15 protein-coding genes, 1 tRNA gene and 2 pseudogenes are annotated in these 17108 nt (G+C 67.8%); 8 read left to right on the top strand and 10 right to left on the bottom strand.

All coding sequences use genetic code 11. From position 1 onward, the window contains the following. Positions 1-183: 183 nt before the first annotated feature. A complete protein-coding gene (gene deoD / locus AB0C25_RS08795; protein WP_357371003.1) occupies positions 184-891 on the bottom strand; it encodes a purine-nucleoside phosphorylase in 708 nt (235 codons plus the stop codon). A 75-nt stretch (positions 892-966) separates the two neighbouring features. On the opposite strand from deoD, the gene AB0C25_RS08790 reads away from it, so the two are divergent. Beyond that, positions 967-1053, top strand: a tRNA-Ser gene (locus AB0C25_RS08790). 286 nt (positions 1054-1339) lie between these two features. Here the strand turns inward: AB0C25_RS08790 and AB0C25_RS08785 are convergent. Both AB0C25_RS08785 and AB0C25_RS08780 read right to left on the bottom strand, forming a co-directional pair. After that, the gene (locus AB0C25_RS08785; RefSeq protein WP_357371001.1) at positions 1340-1495 is read right to left on the bottom strand and encodes a hypothetical protein; all 156 of its coding nucleotides are present in this window, start codon (positions 1493-1495) and stop codon (positions 1340-1342) included. Positions 1496-2256: 761 nt separating this feature from the next. Then, positions 2257-2814: pseudogene (locus AB0C25_RS08780) on the bottom strand (tyrosine-type recombinase/integrase); the annotation flags it as partial. Between the two features lies 1 nt (position 2815). On the opposite strand from AB0C25_RS08780, the pseudogene AB0C25_RS08775 reads away from it, so the two are divergent. From AB0C25_RS08775 to AB0C25_RS08765, 3 genes and pseudogenes are all read left to right on the top strand, one after another. Further along, positions 2816-3055 (top strand): annotated as a pseudogene (locus AB0C25_RS08775) (HAD hydrolase-like protein); the annotation flags it as partial. Positions 3056-3197: 142 nt separating this feature from the next. Next, positions 3198-4418 carry a hypothetical protein gene (locus AB0C25_RS08770; RefSeq protein ID WP_357370999.1) on the top strand — a complete coding sequence of 407 codons (1221 nt, stop codon included), beginning with the start codon at positions 3198-3200 and terminating at the stop codon, positions 4416-4418. A gap of 267 nt (positions 4419-4685) precedes the next feature. Further along, positions 4686-5909 carry a hypothetical protein gene (locus AB0C25_RS08765; protein WP_357370997.1) on the top strand — a complete coding sequence of 408 codons (1224 nt, stop codon included), beginning with the start codon at positions 4686-4688 and terminating at the stop codon, positions 5907-5909. A gap of 16 nt (positions 5910-5925) precedes the next feature. On the opposite strand, the gene AB0C25_RS08760 is transcribed toward AB0C25_RS08765, so the two are convergent. Both AB0C25_RS08760 and AB0C25_RS08755 read right to left on the bottom strand, forming a co-directional pair. Next, entirely contained in the window at positions 5926-6276 is a 351-nt protein-coding gene (locus AB0C25_RS08760) for a YDG/SRA domain-containing protein (RefSeq protein ID WP_357370995.1), read from the bottom strand. 301 nt (positions 6277-6577) lie between these two features. Further along, positions 6578-7051, bottom strand: a complete 474-nt coding sequence (locus AB0C25_RS08755; protein ID WP_357370993.1) for an SUKH-4 family immunity protein — start codon at positions 7049-7051, stop codon at positions 6578-6580. A 209-nt stretch (positions 7052-7260) separates the two neighbouring features. Here AB0C25_RS08755 and AB0C25_RS08750 point away from each other — a divergent pair, with 209 nt between their 5' ends. Further along, a complete protein-coding gene (locus tag AB0C25_RS08750; protein ID WP_357370991.1) occupies positions 7261-7566 on the top strand; it encodes a hypothetical protein in 306 nt (101 codons plus the stop codon). On the opposite strand, the gene AB0C25_RS08745 is transcribed toward AB0C25_RS08750, so the two are convergent. Both AB0C25_RS08745 and AB0C25_RS08740 read right to left on the bottom strand, forming a co-directional pair. Beyond that, the gene (locus AB0C25_RS08745; protein WP_357370989.1) at positions 7547-8683 is read right to left on the bottom strand and encodes an ice-binding family protein; all 1137 of its coding nucleotides are present in this window, start codon (positions 8681-8683) and stop codon (positions 7547-7549) included. The genes AB0C25_RS08750 and AB0C25_RS08745 overlap by 20 nt on opposite strands. Positions 8684-8805: 122 nt before the next feature. After that, positions 8806-9741, bottom strand: a complete 936-nt coding sequence (locus AB0C25_RS08740; RefSeq protein ID WP_357370987.1) for a TetR/AcrR family transcriptional regulator C-terminal domain-containing protein — start codon at positions 9739-9741, stop codon at positions 8806-8808. Between the two features lie 180 nt (positions 9742-9921). On the opposite strand from AB0C25_RS08740, the gene AB0C25_RS08735 reads away from it, so the two are divergent. Beyond that, positions 9922-11601, top strand: coding sequence for a carboxylesterase family protein (locus AB0C25_RS08735; protein ID WP_357370985.1), 1680 nt, complete (start codon positions 9922-9924; stop codon positions 11599-11601). Positions 11602-11783: 182 nt separating this feature from the next. Here AB0C25_RS08735 and AB0C25_RS08730 read toward each other — a convergent pair whose 3' ends face one another. Beyond that, the gene (locus AB0C25_RS08730; protein ID WP_357370983.1) at positions 11784-12431 is read right to left on the bottom strand and encodes a response regulator transcription factor; all 648 of its coding nucleotides are present in this window, start codon (positions 12429-12431) and stop codon (positions 11784-11786) included. Next, the gene (locus AB0C25_RS08725) at positions 12419-13639 is read right to left on the bottom strand and encodes a sensor domain-containing protein (protein WP_357370981.1); all 1221 of its coding nucleotides are present in this window, start codon (positions 13637-13639) and stop codon (positions 12419-12421) included. Before AB0C25_RS08725 ends, AB0C25_RS08730 begins: the two co-directional genes overlap by 13 nt. A gap of 109 nt (positions 13640-13748) precedes the next feature. Between AB0C25_RS08725 and AB0C25_RS08720 the strand changes: the two genes are divergently transcribed. Both AB0C25_RS08720 and AB0C25_RS08715 read left to right on the top strand, forming a co-directional pair. Then, complete coding sequence (locus AB0C25_RS08720) at positions 13749-14897, top strand: serine hydrolase domain-containing protein (RefSeq protein ID WP_357370979.1); 1149 nt, start codon at positions 13749-13751, stop codon at positions 14895-14897. A gap of 41 nt (positions 14898-14938) precedes the next feature. After that, positions 14939-16489: an alpha/beta hydrolase gene (locus AB0C25_RS08715; protein ID WP_357370977.1), complete on the top strand. Its 1551-nt coding sequence runs from the start codon at positions 14939-14941 to the stop codon at positions 16487-16489. Between the two features lie 51 nt (positions 16490-16540). Here the strand turns inward: AB0C25_RS08715 and AB0C25_RS08710 are convergent, their stop codons facing one another. Beyond that, positions 16541-17035 carry a hypothetical protein gene (locus AB0C25_RS08710; protein ID WP_357370975.1) on the bottom strand — a complete coding sequence of 165 codons (495 nt, stop codon included), beginning with the start codon at positions 17033-17035 and terminating at the stop codon, positions 16541-16543. Positions 17036-17108 lie beyond the last annotated feature (73 nt).

Raw genomic sequence — 17108 nt, 5'->3', positions numbered from 1 at the left:
GGCGGTGTCGGTCGGGCTGGCGTGGCGGGGGCCGGGCCAGGGTGGCCGGCGTGCGCGTTCGTGCCGGGCCGGTCGGCCGGCGGTGTCGGTCGGGCCGGCTGGATGCGGAAGAGCGCTATGACTGTGCGGCATATTTATGCAGCACAGTCATAGCGCTCTCCGCGGTGACATCCGCCCGACGGGTCAGGCGATGATCGTGTCGAGGGCGATCTCGACCATCTGGCTGAAGGTCTGCTCCCGCTCCTCCGAGGTGGTCTTCTCGCCGGTCTTGATGTGGTCGCTGACGGTCAGCACGGTCAACGCGCGGGCCTTGAACCGGGCGGCGATCGTGTAGAGCGCCGCCGACTCCATCTCCACCGCCAGCACGCCGTAGTCGGCGAGGGTGTCGTAGAGGTCCGGCCGGTCCGTGTAGAAGGCGTCCGCCGCCAGGATCGGCCCGACGCGCATGCTGATGCCGCGCCGCTCGGCCACCTCGACCGAGGTACGCAGCAGCCCGAAGTCGGCCACCGGCGCGTAGTCGATCAACCCGTCGAAGCGCATCCGGTTCATGTTCGAGTCGGTGGACGACCCGATCGCGGCCACCACGTCGCGCAACTGGAGGTCGGTGCTGAGGGCGCCGCAGGAGCCGACCCGGATCAGCGTCTTCACGCCGTACTCGTTGATCAACTCGTGGGCGTAGATGGAGGCCGACGGCATGCCCATGCCGGAGCCCTGGACGGAAACCTCGACGCCGTTCCAGCGGCCGGTGAAGCCCAGCATGCCCCGGACCGTCGAGTAGCAGGTAGCGCCCTCGAGGTAGGTCTCCGCGATCCACTTGGCCCGCAGGGGGTCGCCCGGCATCAGGACCCGCTCGGCGATCTCGCCCGGCTTCGCGCCGATGTGCGTACTCATGGCAAAGATCCTGCCAGGCCGGCGCGGGCGATACCGGTTCGGCGTCCGAACCGGCGGTCCTGTACCCTCGTCGGCGGTGGCGTGTCCGAGCGGCCTAAGGAGCACGCCTCGAAAGCGTGTGAGGGTTAACGCCCTCCGAGGGTTCAAATCCCTCCGCCACCGCTCTGAAATGCCGAAACGCCCGGTTGATCCGCGAGGATCGGCCGGGCGTTTCTGCTTCCGGTCTTAATTGTGGTCTCGGTTGTCACTTGCCGAGCCTCTACGCACGTCGCTGCCGAATGAATGGATCCGCGTCAGCCCGGTCGGTTCGTGCGCCTCTGAATCGCTCTGGCCGGAGGCAGCAGACAGGGCGAACGCGGTGCACAAGGTCCGCGAAACAAGCGGTGCCCGCCCAGGGGACTGGGCGGGCACCGTACTGCTTGGCCGAGCCTCAGCTAGGCCAGGTAGATCACTTGCCGGACTTGTTCTTGGTGGGGTCGACCAACTTGGATGGGCCGCCGTTCGGGGTTGGCGGGATCCGGTGCCCCTTCGGAACAGTCACCTCGGGACCGCCCTTGGTGGGCTTGTACTGGCCGCTCTTCGGGGCGGGCGTGCCAGGGTTCACAACGACCGGCTTGGGAGCCGGACGAGCGGCGGGCTTACTGCCCGCTCCAGACGGCTTTGCTGCCTTGCTTGCCAACGTGCGCTCCTTGTTGATCGAGCACGCCGGACGCCCCTGCGGAGGATCTCACTCCGCTGAAGTCTCGCGAAAGGCTTCATCCGATGCTAACGTCGCCGGTCTACTGCCACGTAGAAACGATGACCCGGTGGGGTGCCCGGAAACCCGGCACCTTGCTGGGTTTTCGTGCTGTCATGCTGCGGTCACGCTACTCGACGTCCTGGCTGGGAGCAAGGAGATCCAGTGAGGTGCGGACCCGCATATGTAGTGGCCAGATGGACCGACAATGGGCACATCTTGTGGATAGCGGTGTCGATGCCCTGTGGAGCGCGGCCGGTAACGGGCGCGAGGGTTCTTCGAACGCATGTTCCAGTGGAGTGAACGGGCAGCTCAAGGTCATAAATGCGTCGATCAACCTCGATCGCCATGATCAAGCTGCCCTGTGGATATCGTGTGGATGGGTTGTGGATGACCCCTCGCGACCTCCTGGTATCACAGACAGCGACGAGGGTAAAGTTCACCCTTTCGGGTGACGTCCCGGCGTGGCGCCTGTCGACGAAGACGGCTCGCCCGCTGGTGAGGCCAGCGTCTGGGACGCCCCACCGGTGCCGTTGTCGTCCACCACCATGTTCTGGCGGTCGTGAGTACCCCAGAAAGTCCGCGACCTGTTGAGCGATGTCGCGACGGACCTGTGCCGTGAGGTGCTAGTGCCGGGCCGCCATGGCCGAGTTGGACCGCCCCATGATGCCCATCACCGCCCGCTCGGCCACGCCGAGAATGAGCAGCCCCGTTGCGGCGGTGTGCCGGGCTTCATGCAACCGAGCGTCCCGTAGCCCGGCGAGCCGCAGCAGCCGCTTCCACTCGTCGTAGTCAGTCTGCGGATTGACCGGTCCGCCGGTCGGCGTGGCGAACAGCCAGTCGCCTCCCTCCCAGAGTTGGGCACCGGTCACGCGCTCCTGATCCTGCTCGCCCCGGTGCGTGCGTAGCAGCGACACCAACTCGTCGGTTAGCCCGATGCTGCGCCGGCCGGCCAGCGACTTGGTCTCCGCGGTGTCGGCCCGCACCTGGCGACGGTCAGTGCAGTGTCCGCCGTGCTTCCTACCGCACGGCGACTGGCACCCGTGTTTCCACCTCGGCCGTTGCCGGCCGCGCCGAACGGTCAGCGTCCCGGCGTCCAGGTCGACATCCGTCCAGCGCAGGCCAAGTGCTTTGCCCTGGCGCAAGCCGAGGGCGAGCGCGAAGGCCCAACGCGCGCTGTTGCGCTGGCCTGAACCCATCCTGCAAGCCGTACATGCCCTCGGTGAGACGCCAGACCGCTGCGTCCTTGTCGGTGACTCATTGTCCGACCTTGAGGGAGCCTCGGCCGCTGGTGTGCGGGTGATTGGTTACACGGACCGGCCGCCCAAGGTGCAGGCGTTCTGAACCGCCGGGGCGGACGTAGTGATCACGAGCATGGGAGATCTCGCGCGGGTCTTGATCGGTGCCGAGGTGGACGGGATGCGCTAGGAGTGGGGCTGTGGATTTGCCTGCAGTAGAGCCATCGTCCCAGCCCGGTGCTAGTGTCGCCGTCGGCTACCGCCCTCCCGCCGAGAGCCCCGTACCCGCGCTACGGCTCTGGAGCATCCGGCGCTCAATCACTCTTGCTGTGATGGCTGCATTGCTGGTCGTCACGGCCATGGTGGCCGCCGCGCTCTGGTTCGCGGGTTGGCCTAGCGTCAAGCGAGATGCCATTGTCACGCCAGCCACGCTGTTCGACCTACTGAAGCTCGTCTTTGCCGTTGTTGCAGGCATTGGTGGCGTTGCGGCGTTGGTGGTGGCCTATCGCCGGCAGCGCGTTGCAGAGCACACAAACGCTCTGGCGGAGTTCGCGCACCAGCTCGCACACGCCGCTGACTTGCGCGCGGAGATGACCAATGCCCTAGCGGAGGCGGCCGACGAACGGGCGAAGGTAGAGAGCGACCGAAACGGCATCCGCCTCTTCAACGAGCGATTTGCAAAGGGATCCGAGCAGCTTGGGTCGGAAAAGGCGGCGGTGCGCTTAGCTGGTGTCTACGCCATGGCGGGTCTTGGGGATGATTGGAGAGACGGCCGGCAGACATGCATCGATGTTCTATGTGCCTACCTGCGCATGCCATATACGCCGCCGGAGTCGGCGGACAGCGAAGAGGCGGCGCGGATCGCGCGTGAGGAGCGGGAGGTGCGCCATACTGTGATCCGACTTATCGGCGGGCACTTGCGCGTCGCCGACGCAGGGGGAATTTCATGGTCCGGCCACGACTTCGACTTCACTGGAGCGGTCTTTGACGGTGGTAGTTTCGCTGATGCGAGATTTTCTGGCGGACATGCAAGGTTCGACGGCGCAAAATTCTGTGGTTTAGTGCATTTCAACAACGCGGAATTCTCTAGCGGTGAGGTGAGCTTCCAACGCGCGGAATTTGCGTCCGGCGTTGCGCTCTTCAATGGGATTAAACTGATGGGTGGCTTAGTCAATTTCGCCCTGTCCAAGTTCTCCGGCGGTTCTGTATGGTTCAGTAACTCAAGTTTTTGCTCGGGAACCATGTCATTCCGTAGGGCGAAGTTTACCGGCGGGAAAGTCTCCTTCAGCGGCGTGAAGCTTTCAGGTGCCGACATCAACTTTGCCATGAGTGAGATTCCAGGCGGGGCCATCTACTTTGATAGAGCGCAGCTATTTGACGGCGGCGTCTATTTTGACGGAGCAAGTTTCGCTGGTGGAGAGGTCTCTTTTGATTCGACCGAGTTCTCCGGTGGAGATCTATCCTTCATTAATGCAAATATACTTGTGCCGCCGAGGCTCAGCCGAGGGCAAGATGGTCAGTTCCCGCCGGGCGTTCACTGGCCGGAGGCGTGAGCACATTGTAACCGGAGCTGCATTTTGAAGGGGCGGTTGATGCCTTCGAACACAACCTACGCCTTGGTTGATCGCTCATGCGTCACCGGGCCATGGCGGCTCCGAGGCTCATGAGGCCGGACTCTTGGTTGCTCGACGCATCCTCGGTCCCGCGCAGGTCATAACCCGAGCTGAGATCCCTGTTGCACCGCTTGGCGGCGAACCGGCCTTCGTGGCTTCGCGAGACACTGTCTTCCTCCCTGAGGATCCTTCTCGTATTGTGTCCTGGTGACCGCCGACGAGACCGACGTTGCCGTTGAACTGGGAGTCATTAGTGATGATCCCGCAGACATCGAGATCGCCCATAACTATTGGGCAGTTAACGGCGACGATACCTGGAAGTACACTGTAAAGGCAGTGGCGGCCGAGGCCAAGATCACACAGATAGCCCTCACCCATAAACTTCGGAACACCGTTGTAGCACGCGATCCTGACATCGTATGCGATGACTGCGGACTCGGGATGATCGTCGCCAACCGAAGCGAATTCGATCAGAACAGACGGCTAGCTGCGGCCACCCATCTGGTATGCAGGGACTGCCGGCTAGAGAATGAAAAAGCGGCGAAAATCGCCGCAGAGGAACGTCAGCAGCGACTCGTTGCCGAAATTGCTGCCCGTTACGGGTATCGCGATCAGGATTCCATAAAGATCACAGAACTCACCCTCCGTGAGGCGGTTACCCTCCTGGCGCTCTTCCGGAATCCTATCGACGAGAACTACACCTGCTCTATACCACTAAATTCCTGGGTTGGGAGTACGTTCTCTGCTCGCTCTCAAGATGGGCGTGACAGGTTGACCGAGCTCTGGAACTCCGGCAAAATCGTCGTCCACCCGTCCACACCGCCGAAAGCCTTTGGCTGGATAGTGCAGGACGAGGGTGACGAGCAGCCCGGGCTGTACGTCGACCGCGTCCGGTGGACTGCGCCCGGCGGCGGCGTAAGCGGAGCCATCAATTCCGCACTCGTCAAAGGCATCAAGAGCGCGTTGGCCCGCCCCTGGTCCGACTCCTGGTACATGAGCTGGGCAGACGAGTGGGAGCGCGTGATGCTAGAGGAGGCTACTGCCTACCTGGAGTTGTGCATGGAGGAGTATAAGTTCGAGTTCTCCCCGGGCGAGCGTACGCGAGATGTTCTCTCGACCGCCCTTGAATCTTTCGCGCTCGGTGCGGTCTACAACTTCATTTGGAGAGCCACAAAGGATAGCGCTGCCTATTTCCAGCGCGGCGGCGTTACCCGCAAACAGGCGGCGAACAGCACTATCGGGCGCATCGAACGGTCAGTGGAGTATGCGCTGACGCAGAAATGGGAGGTTAAGGTGTATCGCCGCGATCGGCGCCTGCCGTGGTCGGCAGTCAGCACCACCCTTTTTACGACCATCCTTGGCGTAGGCGACGCCATGATGGCGACGGCTGACGAGGTTCTCCTCGGAACTGAGGGCGAAGAGCTGGCATAGTCGCTGCGTGGTACGGCTACGAAATCTGGCGAACATGAGGACAGACTTGGAAAGCGTGCGGGGGGTCTACGGCGTCGATCTGGCTTCGCGCGAGTCCGAGGTCGCCGCGGATTAGCTGTTGGTCTGCGATCTGTCGCTTGGTGGCTGGGTCATTGCCACCCTGGCCTGTGTAAACGATTTCCGTGCCGTACTCCTCGTCGTCGACGTAGCCGCCCGAGACCATGATTGACTCCGCGCCGTCCTTGCCTCCGCAGATGCCGGCCTGGTTCGGCCGGTGTACTCCGGAATCGGCGAGCTCATCCCGGTTCTTGAAGGTTGAGCCAGGTGGGTGGCCAGGGATTTCGCCGTAGGCCCGTTTGGAAGCCATGGCGGCACGATAAGGCAAGGGGCGGACGTCTACGGGGCGGCGAGGCGCCGGCGTGGCAGGGCCGGTCTCAGTTGCGGTCTCGTTCGTCGTGGTACGCGGGTGTATGCCGCCAGTCGTCGGGAGCATCACGCCTGCTCGCGGCCACTACCGGACCACGGCGGATGCGTGATCGCAGACCTCGAAAGCGTGTGAGGGTTAACGCCCTCCGAGGGTTCAAATCCCTCCGTCACCGCTCTGAAATGCAGGAACGCCCGGTTGGTCCGCGAGGATCAGCCGGGCGTTTTCGGTAGGTTGCCCCAGTTCAAAGGCCAGACTGGTCGGCGTAGTTGCCGCCGGCGATCTCCCATGAGACGAAGTCCCAGTAGTTGTCCCCGATCATCGCCGGTGCATCCCACTCCTCAATGACCCGCCGCATCTCTTCCTTGGCGTCTTCCCAGCGATCCGGGTCGCCACCGACGATCGCGGGCGCAAGGCCGGCGACCAGGCGTAGCGAGCGGGCGTACAGGTCAAGCGACGAGTTCACGAACGTCCGTGACGGGATTTCGTCGATGATCAGTACCGCGCCCGTGCCCGGATCGAGACAGAATTCGCCCGCCAGCGCATCCGTGGAGTATCCGAACCGCACCATTCCGTCCCGAAGGGTCAGATCCGGGCCGAGGAGGAAGAGGTCGTATTCGTCGAGCCGCAGCAACTCTGGCAGGTCGACGCTGGCCAGCCGTTCGCGCAACTCCGGCGACAGCCAATCCCACCCGTCGAGCTCGTTCAATGATGCCATGGAAGGCAATCTATCGAGCGCCGACCACCCGCGCCCGCTCCCTTGCTGGGGGGGACGTGACTGGCTCGCCTGAGGGATTCGGCCGCACCGGCGTCTGGTGATGCTGGAAGGCGTCACCGGCGGATGGTCAGGCAGGGGCGACATGTTCGGATCGGGTTTGCGTGCAATGACATTGGCGGCGGTCGCGGCGGTGGGGGGGCACGCCAGGGATGCTCGCGGTCGGGCTGCGCGGTGGCGTCAGTGGTGGGTGGGGTGCCCTCGCCGTCATCCCAGCGTCGATCGTTGCGGTCACGATCATCCCGGCTGGACTGATGTTCCTCTGGACGCCCGAAGCCCGCGGCACCTGGGCCGTGCACGTCCCGAGCCTCTTCTGGATCGCGTGGGGGGTCGGGCTCGGCGTCGCCACCATCGCCTACCACCTGCGCCGACGTGGAGCCTGCCGCCGCTGCGGACTGGGCCACGAACTGGTCGGGCACGCGCCGTCCGGGCAGCCGTTCAGGCGACTGAGAAGGTGACGGTTCCGGAGTAGGCGCCCGCGACGGCGGTCAGCGGGATCTGGACCGAGACGACGGGGTCCCAGGTCGCCGCGTTGTTGCCGATGCCGTTGGTCAGGGTGAACGCGGTCCGTTCGACATTGATGATCTCCGCGTCGCCGGCGGTGGGCTGGCCCGAGGTGAAGGTGCCGATACCGCTGGTCGAGGTGGCGGGCCCCGACCAGTAGGAGACGTTGGCGTTGGAAATCGTGTGGACCGGGATGCCGCCGGTGACGAAGTCAGTCGCGACGACGGTCGCGGTCCAGGTCGGCGCGGACAGCAGGCGCTCGTCCGTCACCGTGACCGGGCCCAGGTTCCCCGACACGACTCCGCCGAGGCTGGCGCTGCCCAGATCGGCTGTCGTCGGTGCGCTGATCGACAGATCCCCGGCTACCGCACAGGTCGAGCGGGTGATCGTGGCGGTGTCCATGGTGACCGCGCCGTTGATCGCCAGGGTTCGGCCGTCCACCTCGAGCGCCGCGCCCACGGTGATCGAGGTGAAGGCCAGCAGGTTGCCGCGAAGTATGGAGTTGGCGCCGAGCGTGGCAGAGCTACCGACCTGCCAGAAGACGTTGCACGCCTGGGCGCCGTTGGCCAGGTTCACCATGCTCGACGCGCCCGTGATGAGCGTGGTGGTGGTCTTGAAGATGAAGACCGCGTTCGGGTCACCCTCCGCGTCGAGGGTCAGGTCACCGGTGATGTCGAAGGTGCCCGCCACCGATTCGTACACCCCGGTGGTCTTGGTGGTCCCACCGAGCTGATCCGAGACGACGTCGGTGGTCGTTCGCGAGACGGCGTCGTTGTACGCGATGGCCAGATCACTCTGACCTGCCACGGCGACTGCGTCATTGGCGTGCAGGGACCCGTTCAGCTGGCCGGGCGGGAAACCGGTGACCGCGGTACCCGGGCTCACCCCGATGTCACCGTTGACCTCGCTGAGCCCGGTGCTGGTGATCGTGGTGCCGGCGAGGACCGCGAAGGTGGCGGCGGCGCCCAGCGGCACCGGCGGCTCAGCGGCGCTCGCGCTGCGTGGGACGGCCAGCACGGCCAGGAGAGTGATCGCACTGACCAGGGTCAGGGCAGTAGCCACTCGGGACATCCCGGTGATCTTGCGGGACGCGTCCGTGTTGCCGCAGGTCGCCATGTTTCCTCAGGACAGTCGACGGTTAAAAGCCCAGCGCCCCATATTGGCATTAACTTCTACAAAATGGACTAAATCCGTCAGTGTTCGAGGAGCTCCGCCATCCCGTCGAGCAGGCGCTGCAGACCGAACTCGAAGAGGCTGTCGGCGGTGAGGTCGATCTCCGAACGGGACAGCCGCGCCAGGTGTGGAAACTCGCCGGCGGTGAGCAGCCCGGCAAACACCTCGGCCTGCGTCACCATCCACTCGTCGTCGGTCAGACCGGTGTCCTGTTGCGCCTCCGCCCCCTGTTGCAGGTTCACCGCCGTGCCGCGTACGTGATTGGCCAGAGTGGCCACCAGATGGAGCTGGGTGTACTGGTCCAGGCCGAGTCCGGCGAGGGCGCGCAGAGCCCACTCGGTGTGCGCGACGGCGTGCGGCGCCATCAGCGGACGGGTCACCGAGATCACCTGGGCCAGCCAGGGATGCCGGCGGTAGATCGACCACTGGAGCCGGCAGAGCACCTCCAACTGGGGCCGCCACCCGGCCGGGAGCGCCCGGGGCAGACGGTGGGCGGCGAACGCGGCGTCCGCCATCAGCAGCAGAAGCTGCTCCTTGCCCCGCACCTGCCGATACAGCGACATGGTCGGCACGTCCAGCTCGGTGGCGATCCGCCGCATGCTCAGCCCGGCCAACCCCTCGGCGTCGGCGATCTCGGTAGCGGTGCGTACCACCTGGTCGCGGGTCACCCCTCGGGCCGGACGCTGACGTGCGTCGGCCCGCGCGCCCCGGCCAGCCGGCGTCGACTCGGGGCCGGTCACCACCATGCCGACGCCGGGCACCGCCCGGACCAGTTCCTCCTGACGGAGCAATGTGAGCGCCCGGCTGGCGGTCGCCATGGCGACCCCCCACTCCCGGACGATCTGGCGGGTCGACGGCACCCGGTCACCGGGGCTCAACTCGCCAGCGGTGATACGCCGCCGTAACTCTCCGACGATGCGCAGATAGGGCGGAGTGGACTCGTCCAGCTCGGTCACCGTGTGCCTCCCGGCGGTCGCCAGTGACCGTAGCGCACTAGAGCGCCGACGGTCGTCCCCGTCGATGATCAGCGGTCGTATGGCTCGGCGCACTAGTGCTGTCTGGGCGAACTATTCACGGATCGGCATGCTCAGCGCGACGGCTTGTACGCCGTACCGGCTTCGACCAAGAGGAGAGCCATGACCAGGATCCCGTACCCCCGGTGGGCCGTCGTGCTGAGCGCGGTCGCGCTCCTCGCGCCGGCGCTGGCCGTCGGCCCGGCCGCGGCGGCCGACGACCGTCGGAGCGTGGCCGTCGTCCGAACCGATCAGGGCGCGGTACGCGGCACCGTCGCGGCGAGACACCTGTCGTTCCAGGGCATTCCGTACGCCCGTCCGCCGCTGGGAGCGCTGCGCTGGGCTGCACCGCGGCCGGGTCCGGTCTGGACCGGCGTCCGCGACGCGACGAGGCCCGGTGCTGCCTGCGCCCAACTGCAGGGGCTGCCGATGGACCATGCCTCGGCGGCCGAGGACTGCCTCCACCTGAACGTCACGACCCCGCGTACCGCCGCGCGGACGCCCCGACCGGTCATGATGTGGCTGCACGGCGGGGACTTCCGGTTCGGCAGGGGAGACGTGTACGACGGGCGGCGACTGGCCGCCGACGGTGACGTCGTCGTGGTCACGGTGAACTACCGGCTCGGCGCGCTCGGGTTTCTGGCACATCCGGCGCTGGCTGGTCCCGATGGCGTCACCGGCAACTTCGGTTTGCAGGATCAACAGGCCGCGCTGCGGTGGGTGCGGCACAACGTGGCCGCCTTCGGGGGCGACCCAGGCAACGTGACACTGTTCGGCCAGTCCGCCGGGGCGACAAGCGTCTGTGCACACCTCGCCGCACCGGGCTCCGCCGGCCTGTTCCATCGCGCGATCCTGCAGAGCAACTCGTGCGCCAACCCGGTCCAGACCCGGGCCGAGGCGGCCAGGACGGCCGAGGAGTTCGCCCAGAACATCGGCTGCACCGACCCGGCTACGGTCGCCACCTGCCTGCGTGGGCGGGAACCCGGCCGGTTGGTCGCGACGGCCGGCTACCCGGGTGCCGGCGTCGACCTCGGCCCGGTCGTCGACGGCCGCACGTTGCCGGTGGACCCGGCCGCCGCGCTGGCCGCCGGGAGGCTGCATCCGGTGCCGGTGCTGACCGGGATGAACCGGGACGAGTCTCGCCTCGTGGTGTGGGGCATGGAACGCAGCGGACTGTACTGCCCGGAGCCGGAGCCGGAGCCGGGGCCGGAGCCGGGGCTGGGGTCGGGGTCGGGGTCCGAGCCGGCGTCGGAGCCGGCTCCGACGCCGGGGGATGAGGCCGAGTCGTGCCCGCTCACCGACGACCAGTACCGGGACCAGGTACGCGGCATGTTCGGTGACCGTGCGGAGGAGGTGCTGGCCCGTTATCCCCGCAAGGACACGCAGTTCCCCAGCGAGACGTTGGGTGCCGTGCTGACCGATCACGACTACGCCGAACCGATCTACTCCGCGGCGTTGGCCTTCGCCCGACGCGTGCCGACATACCTGTACGAGTTCGCCGACGACGACGCGCCGTTCTTCGTCGAGGGACCCGAGTCGACGTTCCCCACCGGCGCGTACCACTGTGCGGAACTGCCGTACCTGTTCACTGTCGACTACGCCGAAGCGCTCACGCCGGCCCAGCAGCGGCTCGCCGACGACATGGTCCGGGCTTGGAGCGACTTCGCCCGGACGGGCCGGGCCGGTTGGCCCCGACTGCACGGTGCCGCCCCGTACGTGCGGGTGTTCGCCGATGGCGGGGCATCGGGCACGACAAGCTTCGCCGCCGCCCACTCGTACGACTTCTGGCGGTCGTTGCGCTGATGTCGTCCCCGGCCGGGTGTGACCAGCGGGCCGGTCCTCGGCGGACCGGCCCGCTCGCCGGCCAGGGCCGTTGCTCGCCGTCGTGGGGCGTCGCTCGCCGGCCTGGGCTTTCGTCGCTCGCTCGCCCGCCAGGCCCGTGCTCGCCGTCGTGGGCCGTTGCGCACCGGCCGTGCTCAGCTTCCTCACCGGCCTGGGTCGTTGAGGAAGGTGAGCACGGCGGCGACGCGGCGGTGCACGTCGGTGTCGGGCGGCAGGACGAGTTTGGTGAAGATGTTCCCGATGTGCTTGCTCACCGCACGCTCGGTGATCACGAGTTGCGTGGCGATGCCGATGTTGGTGCTGCCTCCGGCCATCAGCGCGAGCACCTGACGCTCGCGTGGGGTGAGGCCGGCGAGTGGGCTACGCCGGGCGGCGACGAGTTGGGCCACGACCTGGGGATCCAGCACGGTGCCGCCGGCGGCGACCCGACGCAGCGCGTCGAGGAACTCCTCGACCCGGGACACCCGGTCCTTGAGCAGGTAACCGACGGCGCCCTGCCCGTCGGCGAGCAACTCGGTCGCGTAGGCGCGCTCCACGTACTGGGACAGCAGCAGCACCGGCAGCCCGGGATGCTGCCGGCGGGCGGTCAACGCGGTCCGGAGCCCTTCGTCGCGGAACGTGGGTGGCAGTCGGATGTCCACGATGGCAACGTCGGGCCGCTGCCTGTCGATCGCCGCGAGGATGTCGTCCGGCGAATCCACGGCGGCCGTCACCTCGAAGCCAGCGGTGCTGAGCAGCAGGTTGAGCCCCTCCTGGAGCAGGACGTTGTCTTCGGCGATCAGGACGCGCATGGCAACTCCACGCGCAGCACCGTCGGCCCACCGACGGGGCTGCTCAGCTCGACCCTGCCGTCCAACGCAGCGACCCGACGGCGGATGCCGGTCAGGCCGGTGCCGGTCGATGTCCGTGCGCCGCCGACGCCGTCGTCGCTCACGTTGACCACGAGCTGGCCCGACCGGTGCTCGACCCGCAGGTCGCCGCCTGTCGCGCGGCTGTGTCGAGCGATGTTGGCCAGCGCCTCCGCCACGACGAAGTAGGCGGCGCTCTCCAGCGCCGCCGGTAGTCGTTGCAGCGGGGTGACCCGGACCGTGAGCGGCACCGGACAGTCGGCGGCGAGCGCGTGCACCGCACCGGGCAACCCTCGGTCGGCGAGAATCGGCGGGTAGATGCCTCGCACCACGGCTCGCAGCTCGGTCAGCGCCGCCTCGACGTTGGTCCGGGCGCGGTCGATCAGTTGGTCGGCGAGCGCCGGGTCGGCGGCTCGTTGACTCTGCGCGACGCCGAGGTGGATGGCGATCGCCACCAGCCGCGCCTGGGTGCCGTCGTGCAGGTCGCGCTCGATCCGTCGTAGCTCCGCCGCGTGGGCGTCGAGCGCGCCGGCCCGGGTGACCGTCAGTTCTGAGACCCGGCGCTCCAACTGGCGCCGCGACGACGGCGCGAGCGCAGTCCGGGCGGCCCGTGCGTACGCCACGCTGAAGGCCGGAACGGCCGACCGCAGGAGCGTCAACGCGGCGAGCGTGAGCAGCGGTGGCACCAGCAGTGCGTCGCCCCAGCTCGTGATCGGCACGACGAAGGTGAGTGGTGCCTCGACCGGCGCGACCCACCACGTCAGCGGGACGATCAGCCCGCCCAGCGCGACCACCCAGAGCAGCAGCACGCCGGCCGTGAGTGGCACTCCGACGACGGCGTGCGCGGCCAGCCAGGCCATATGTCGGTAGGTGGCCACATCACCCACGGCGCCGCGCAACCGATCGACAGGTGTTGGCTCGGGCTCCCGGGGATCGGCCCCGGTCAGCGCGTGAAGCAGTCGCTGCGCGCGGCGTCGCTCCAGGCCGGCGAGCCACCCGAGGAAGCGCACGGCCGGGGCCAGCAGCGTGAGGCCGATTAGGACGAGGATCAACCCGAGTGCCCCGACCAGCGCGCCGATCGAGACCGCCGCGACGAGCGCGGTGGCCCCGCCCGTTACCAGGTACGTCGTCGCGAACCATGCTCGCCGCATCGTCATATTCTGCGTCCACAACGGAGGTCGGGCAGTGTAGCCAGCTACACCATTGGTTCGGGTCTCTGCTCCCTCGTCGGCGCACCCGGCCGTCCCTAGCGTCGATGGCATGAGAAGACCGCAACGCCTCGGAGTGCTCGCCGGGATCGTCCTGCTCGCCGTCGGTGGTGCGAGTGCGCCGGCTGCGGCCCACCGACCAGGGCAGGCGTGTGCCAGCCGGCCGGCGACCACGACCGCGCTGCACGAACTGACCACCACCCACCGGCTGGCCGGCGCGGCCATCGAGGTGCACGGACCCGACTGCGGCCGGTGGTCCAGCACCAGCGGCCGAGCTGATCTGCGGACGGGCCGGCCGATGCGCGTCAACGAGCGGATCAGGATCGGCAGCTCCACCAAGACGTTCACCGCGACCGTGGTGCTGCAACTCGTCGCCGAGGGGCGTGTGGGGCTGGACGCCCCCATCGAGACGTACCTGCCGGGCCTGGTCCGGGGCAACGGGCACGACGGCCGACGGATCAGCGTGCGCGATCTGCTGCGGCACACCAGCGGCCTGCCCGACCATGTCGACGCGCTGGACTGGGACCGGGTGGATCGATGGCGGTACCGGCACTATTCGTCGGGGGAGCTGGTCGCGATGGCGCTGGCCCAGCCACCGCCGGGTGCGGGCTGGCACTACTCGACCACCAACTACGTGCTTGCCGGCCTGATCGTGGAGCGGGTCACCGGCCGCGACATCGGCGTGGAAATCACCCGGCGGATCATCGGTCCGTTGGGCCTGAGCGATACCTACTGGCCCGGCGACTCCGTGCGAATTCGGGGCACGCATCCGTGCGGCTACGCCTTGGCCGGTGGTGAGCGACGACGAGATGTCACCGAGTTCGCCATGTCGTACGGCGGGGCCGGCGGGGCGCTGGTCTCGACCCTCGCCGACCAGGATCGCTTCTTCGCCGCGCTGCTCGGCGGCCAACTGCTGGACCCCGTCCGCCTCGCCGCGCTGACCCAGACCGTGCCGGCCGACCCGGACCGACTGTGGCCCGGCGCCCGATACGGGCTCGGGATCATCTCGACGCCGCTGGCCGACTGCGGCGGGGCTCTGTACTGGGGCCACGGTGGGACGACGCCGGGTTTCCGCACCCTGGGCGGCGTCACCGCCGACGGCAGACGGGCACAGCTCGTCGTGAATGACGAACCAGCCTCGTACGAGAGCTGGCAGGCGGTGTCGGCGACTCTCCACGCCGCTTTGTGTGAAGCCCGGTGAGCCGCCGCCGGGTGGGCTTCCCGACGACAGAGGAGACGAAGATGACCTGGAATGCTGTGGTCGGCAGCGCGACGCGGACGATGGCGGTGCTGGCCGCCGTCACCATCACCGTCACCGCCGCGACCGCTCCCGTGCGGGCCGATGGCGATGATCTGGGCGGCCACGAGCGACAACGACTGTTCTGGCACACCTGTCAGCGGGATTCGGCTGATCAGGCCGGTGCGGAGCTGGATCAGGCCGGGGCGAGCTGCACCGAGCTGACCGTGCCGCTGGACTACGCCCACCCACGCGGCACCACGATCACCCTCGCGTTGTCCCGGGTCGCAGCTACCGACACCGAGCGTCGGGTCGGCGTCCTGCTGCTCAACACCGGCGGCCCGGGGGCGCCGGGGATGTCGGATGTCCTGCCCGTACGACAGTGGCTGGGTGACGTCGGGGCGAGGTTCGACCTGATCGGGTTGGATCCCCGGTTCGTCGGTCGCAGCACCCCACTGGACTGCGGCTGGCCGACCGGCACCTTCAGCCGCTCGGCCGGGCCGGACCGCCCGTCCTTCCATCGGCTGGTCGCCTTCGAGCGCGACCTCGCTGCCCGATGCGCTCGTCGTAGCGGTGACCTGCTGCCGCACGTGACCACCCGAAACACGGCCCGCGACATGGACCTCCTGCGGGCCGTGCTCGGCGAGTCGAAGCTGTCCTACCTCGGCTACTCCTACGGCACGTATCTCGGTGCGGTCTACCTACAGATGTTCCCGGGGCGTGCGGACCGGGTCGTCCTGGACAGCGCCGTCGACCCGGCGGGTTACGGCCCGACGGTGCTGCGCGAGGCCGGGCCAGCCAACGAGGTCGCACTGCGCGACTGGGCTGACTGGGTGGCACGTCACCATGACCGGTACGGCCTGGGCGGCACCGGGCCGCAGGTGCTGGCCGTCGTGGACGAGATCTGGGCTGCCGCGACCCGCCGTCCGCTGCGGGTGGGCGACTACCAGGTCGACCGACAGTCGCTGCCGTTCCTGCTGCTCAACCGGCTCAGCGACGACCGGGACGAGACCCACGCCGACCTAGCCCAGACGGTCCAGGTGCTTCGGCAGGCCGCGACGACGGGATCGGCGACACCCACCGCGTCGTTGGCGGACACGCTGTCGTTTCTGCTGACCGGCGCCGAGTCGGCAACGGGCAGTGCGCAGGCCGCGATCCTCTGCGGGGATGTGCCGGTGTCCCGCGATCCGGGGGACTATCTGCGGGACATCCGTCAGCATCGCGCCAGCGAGCCCTGGTTCGGGGAGCTGACCAGGGCGATCACTCCGTGCGCATTCTGGCCGCAGGAGCCACGGGAGCGGCCGACAGTTGTGCGGAATGCGGCACCCGCTCTGATCGTGCAGTCCACCGGCGACACTCGGACGATCTACCGGCACGGCCAGGCGATGCACCGCGCGTTGACCGGCTCCCGGCTGCTCACCCTGCGCGACGCTCGGATCCACGGAGTCTTCGGCAACTACGGCAACGCCTGCGTCGACGGGGCGGTCATCGCCTATCTCGCCGGCGGGAGGCTGCCGGCCTACGACCTCGACTGCGTCGGCACCGCGTCACGCTGATCCGCCTGGCGCCGGTCGGAGCCCGGTGATCCGCTGATCCGCTTGCGCCGGTCAGCATGGGCCCGCACCCTCCTCGAAGAGGCGGCGGGCCCAGTCGGCGTACCCGGCGATTGTTTTTCGGACCGTGCGGCCGTCGTGCAGGAAGAGGTACGCGCGGTCGCCGCTGCGGGCGAGCAGCCCGTCGAGGCGGTGTGTCCCCTGTGGGGCGCGCAGCCGGGTGACCTGCGGATACCGGGTCCAGACCTGGCCGATGGGCGAACCCGCGGTGATGCCCTCCGGTGTCCGCATCGGGTCACCAACCCAGAGCAACACCAGTTTGTCCTCCACGAAGACCGGACTGACCGTGTCGTGGCCGACGAGCATCGGCCCGCAGGCGTCCAAATTGGTCAGCAGGATGCCGCGTCGGGTCAGCTCTTCCTCGGTGTCACCGAACTCGATGTTGCGCAGGCCGTTCAGGTCAATGATCTCCACGCTGCCGGCGGGCCGGCCGTCCGGGATCGGCCCGGTCGGCGGCACTCCGCTGCCGGCGATCAAGGCAGCCGTCATCAGCGTGGCAATAAACGCAAATTGTCGCAATTTCATGGAATCCCCCAGTCCCCAACGGGACGGGAGCGTTCAG

Origin of the sequence: Micromonospora sp. NPDC048839 (assembly GCF_040649915.1) — a bacterium.
Taxonomy (GTDB): domain Bacteria; phylum Actinomycetota; class Actinomycetes; order Mycobacteriales; family Micromonosporaceae; genus Micromonospora.
Note: the sequence above shows the minus strand (reverse complement) of the source record. Positions and strands in the feature narration are given on the sequence as shown.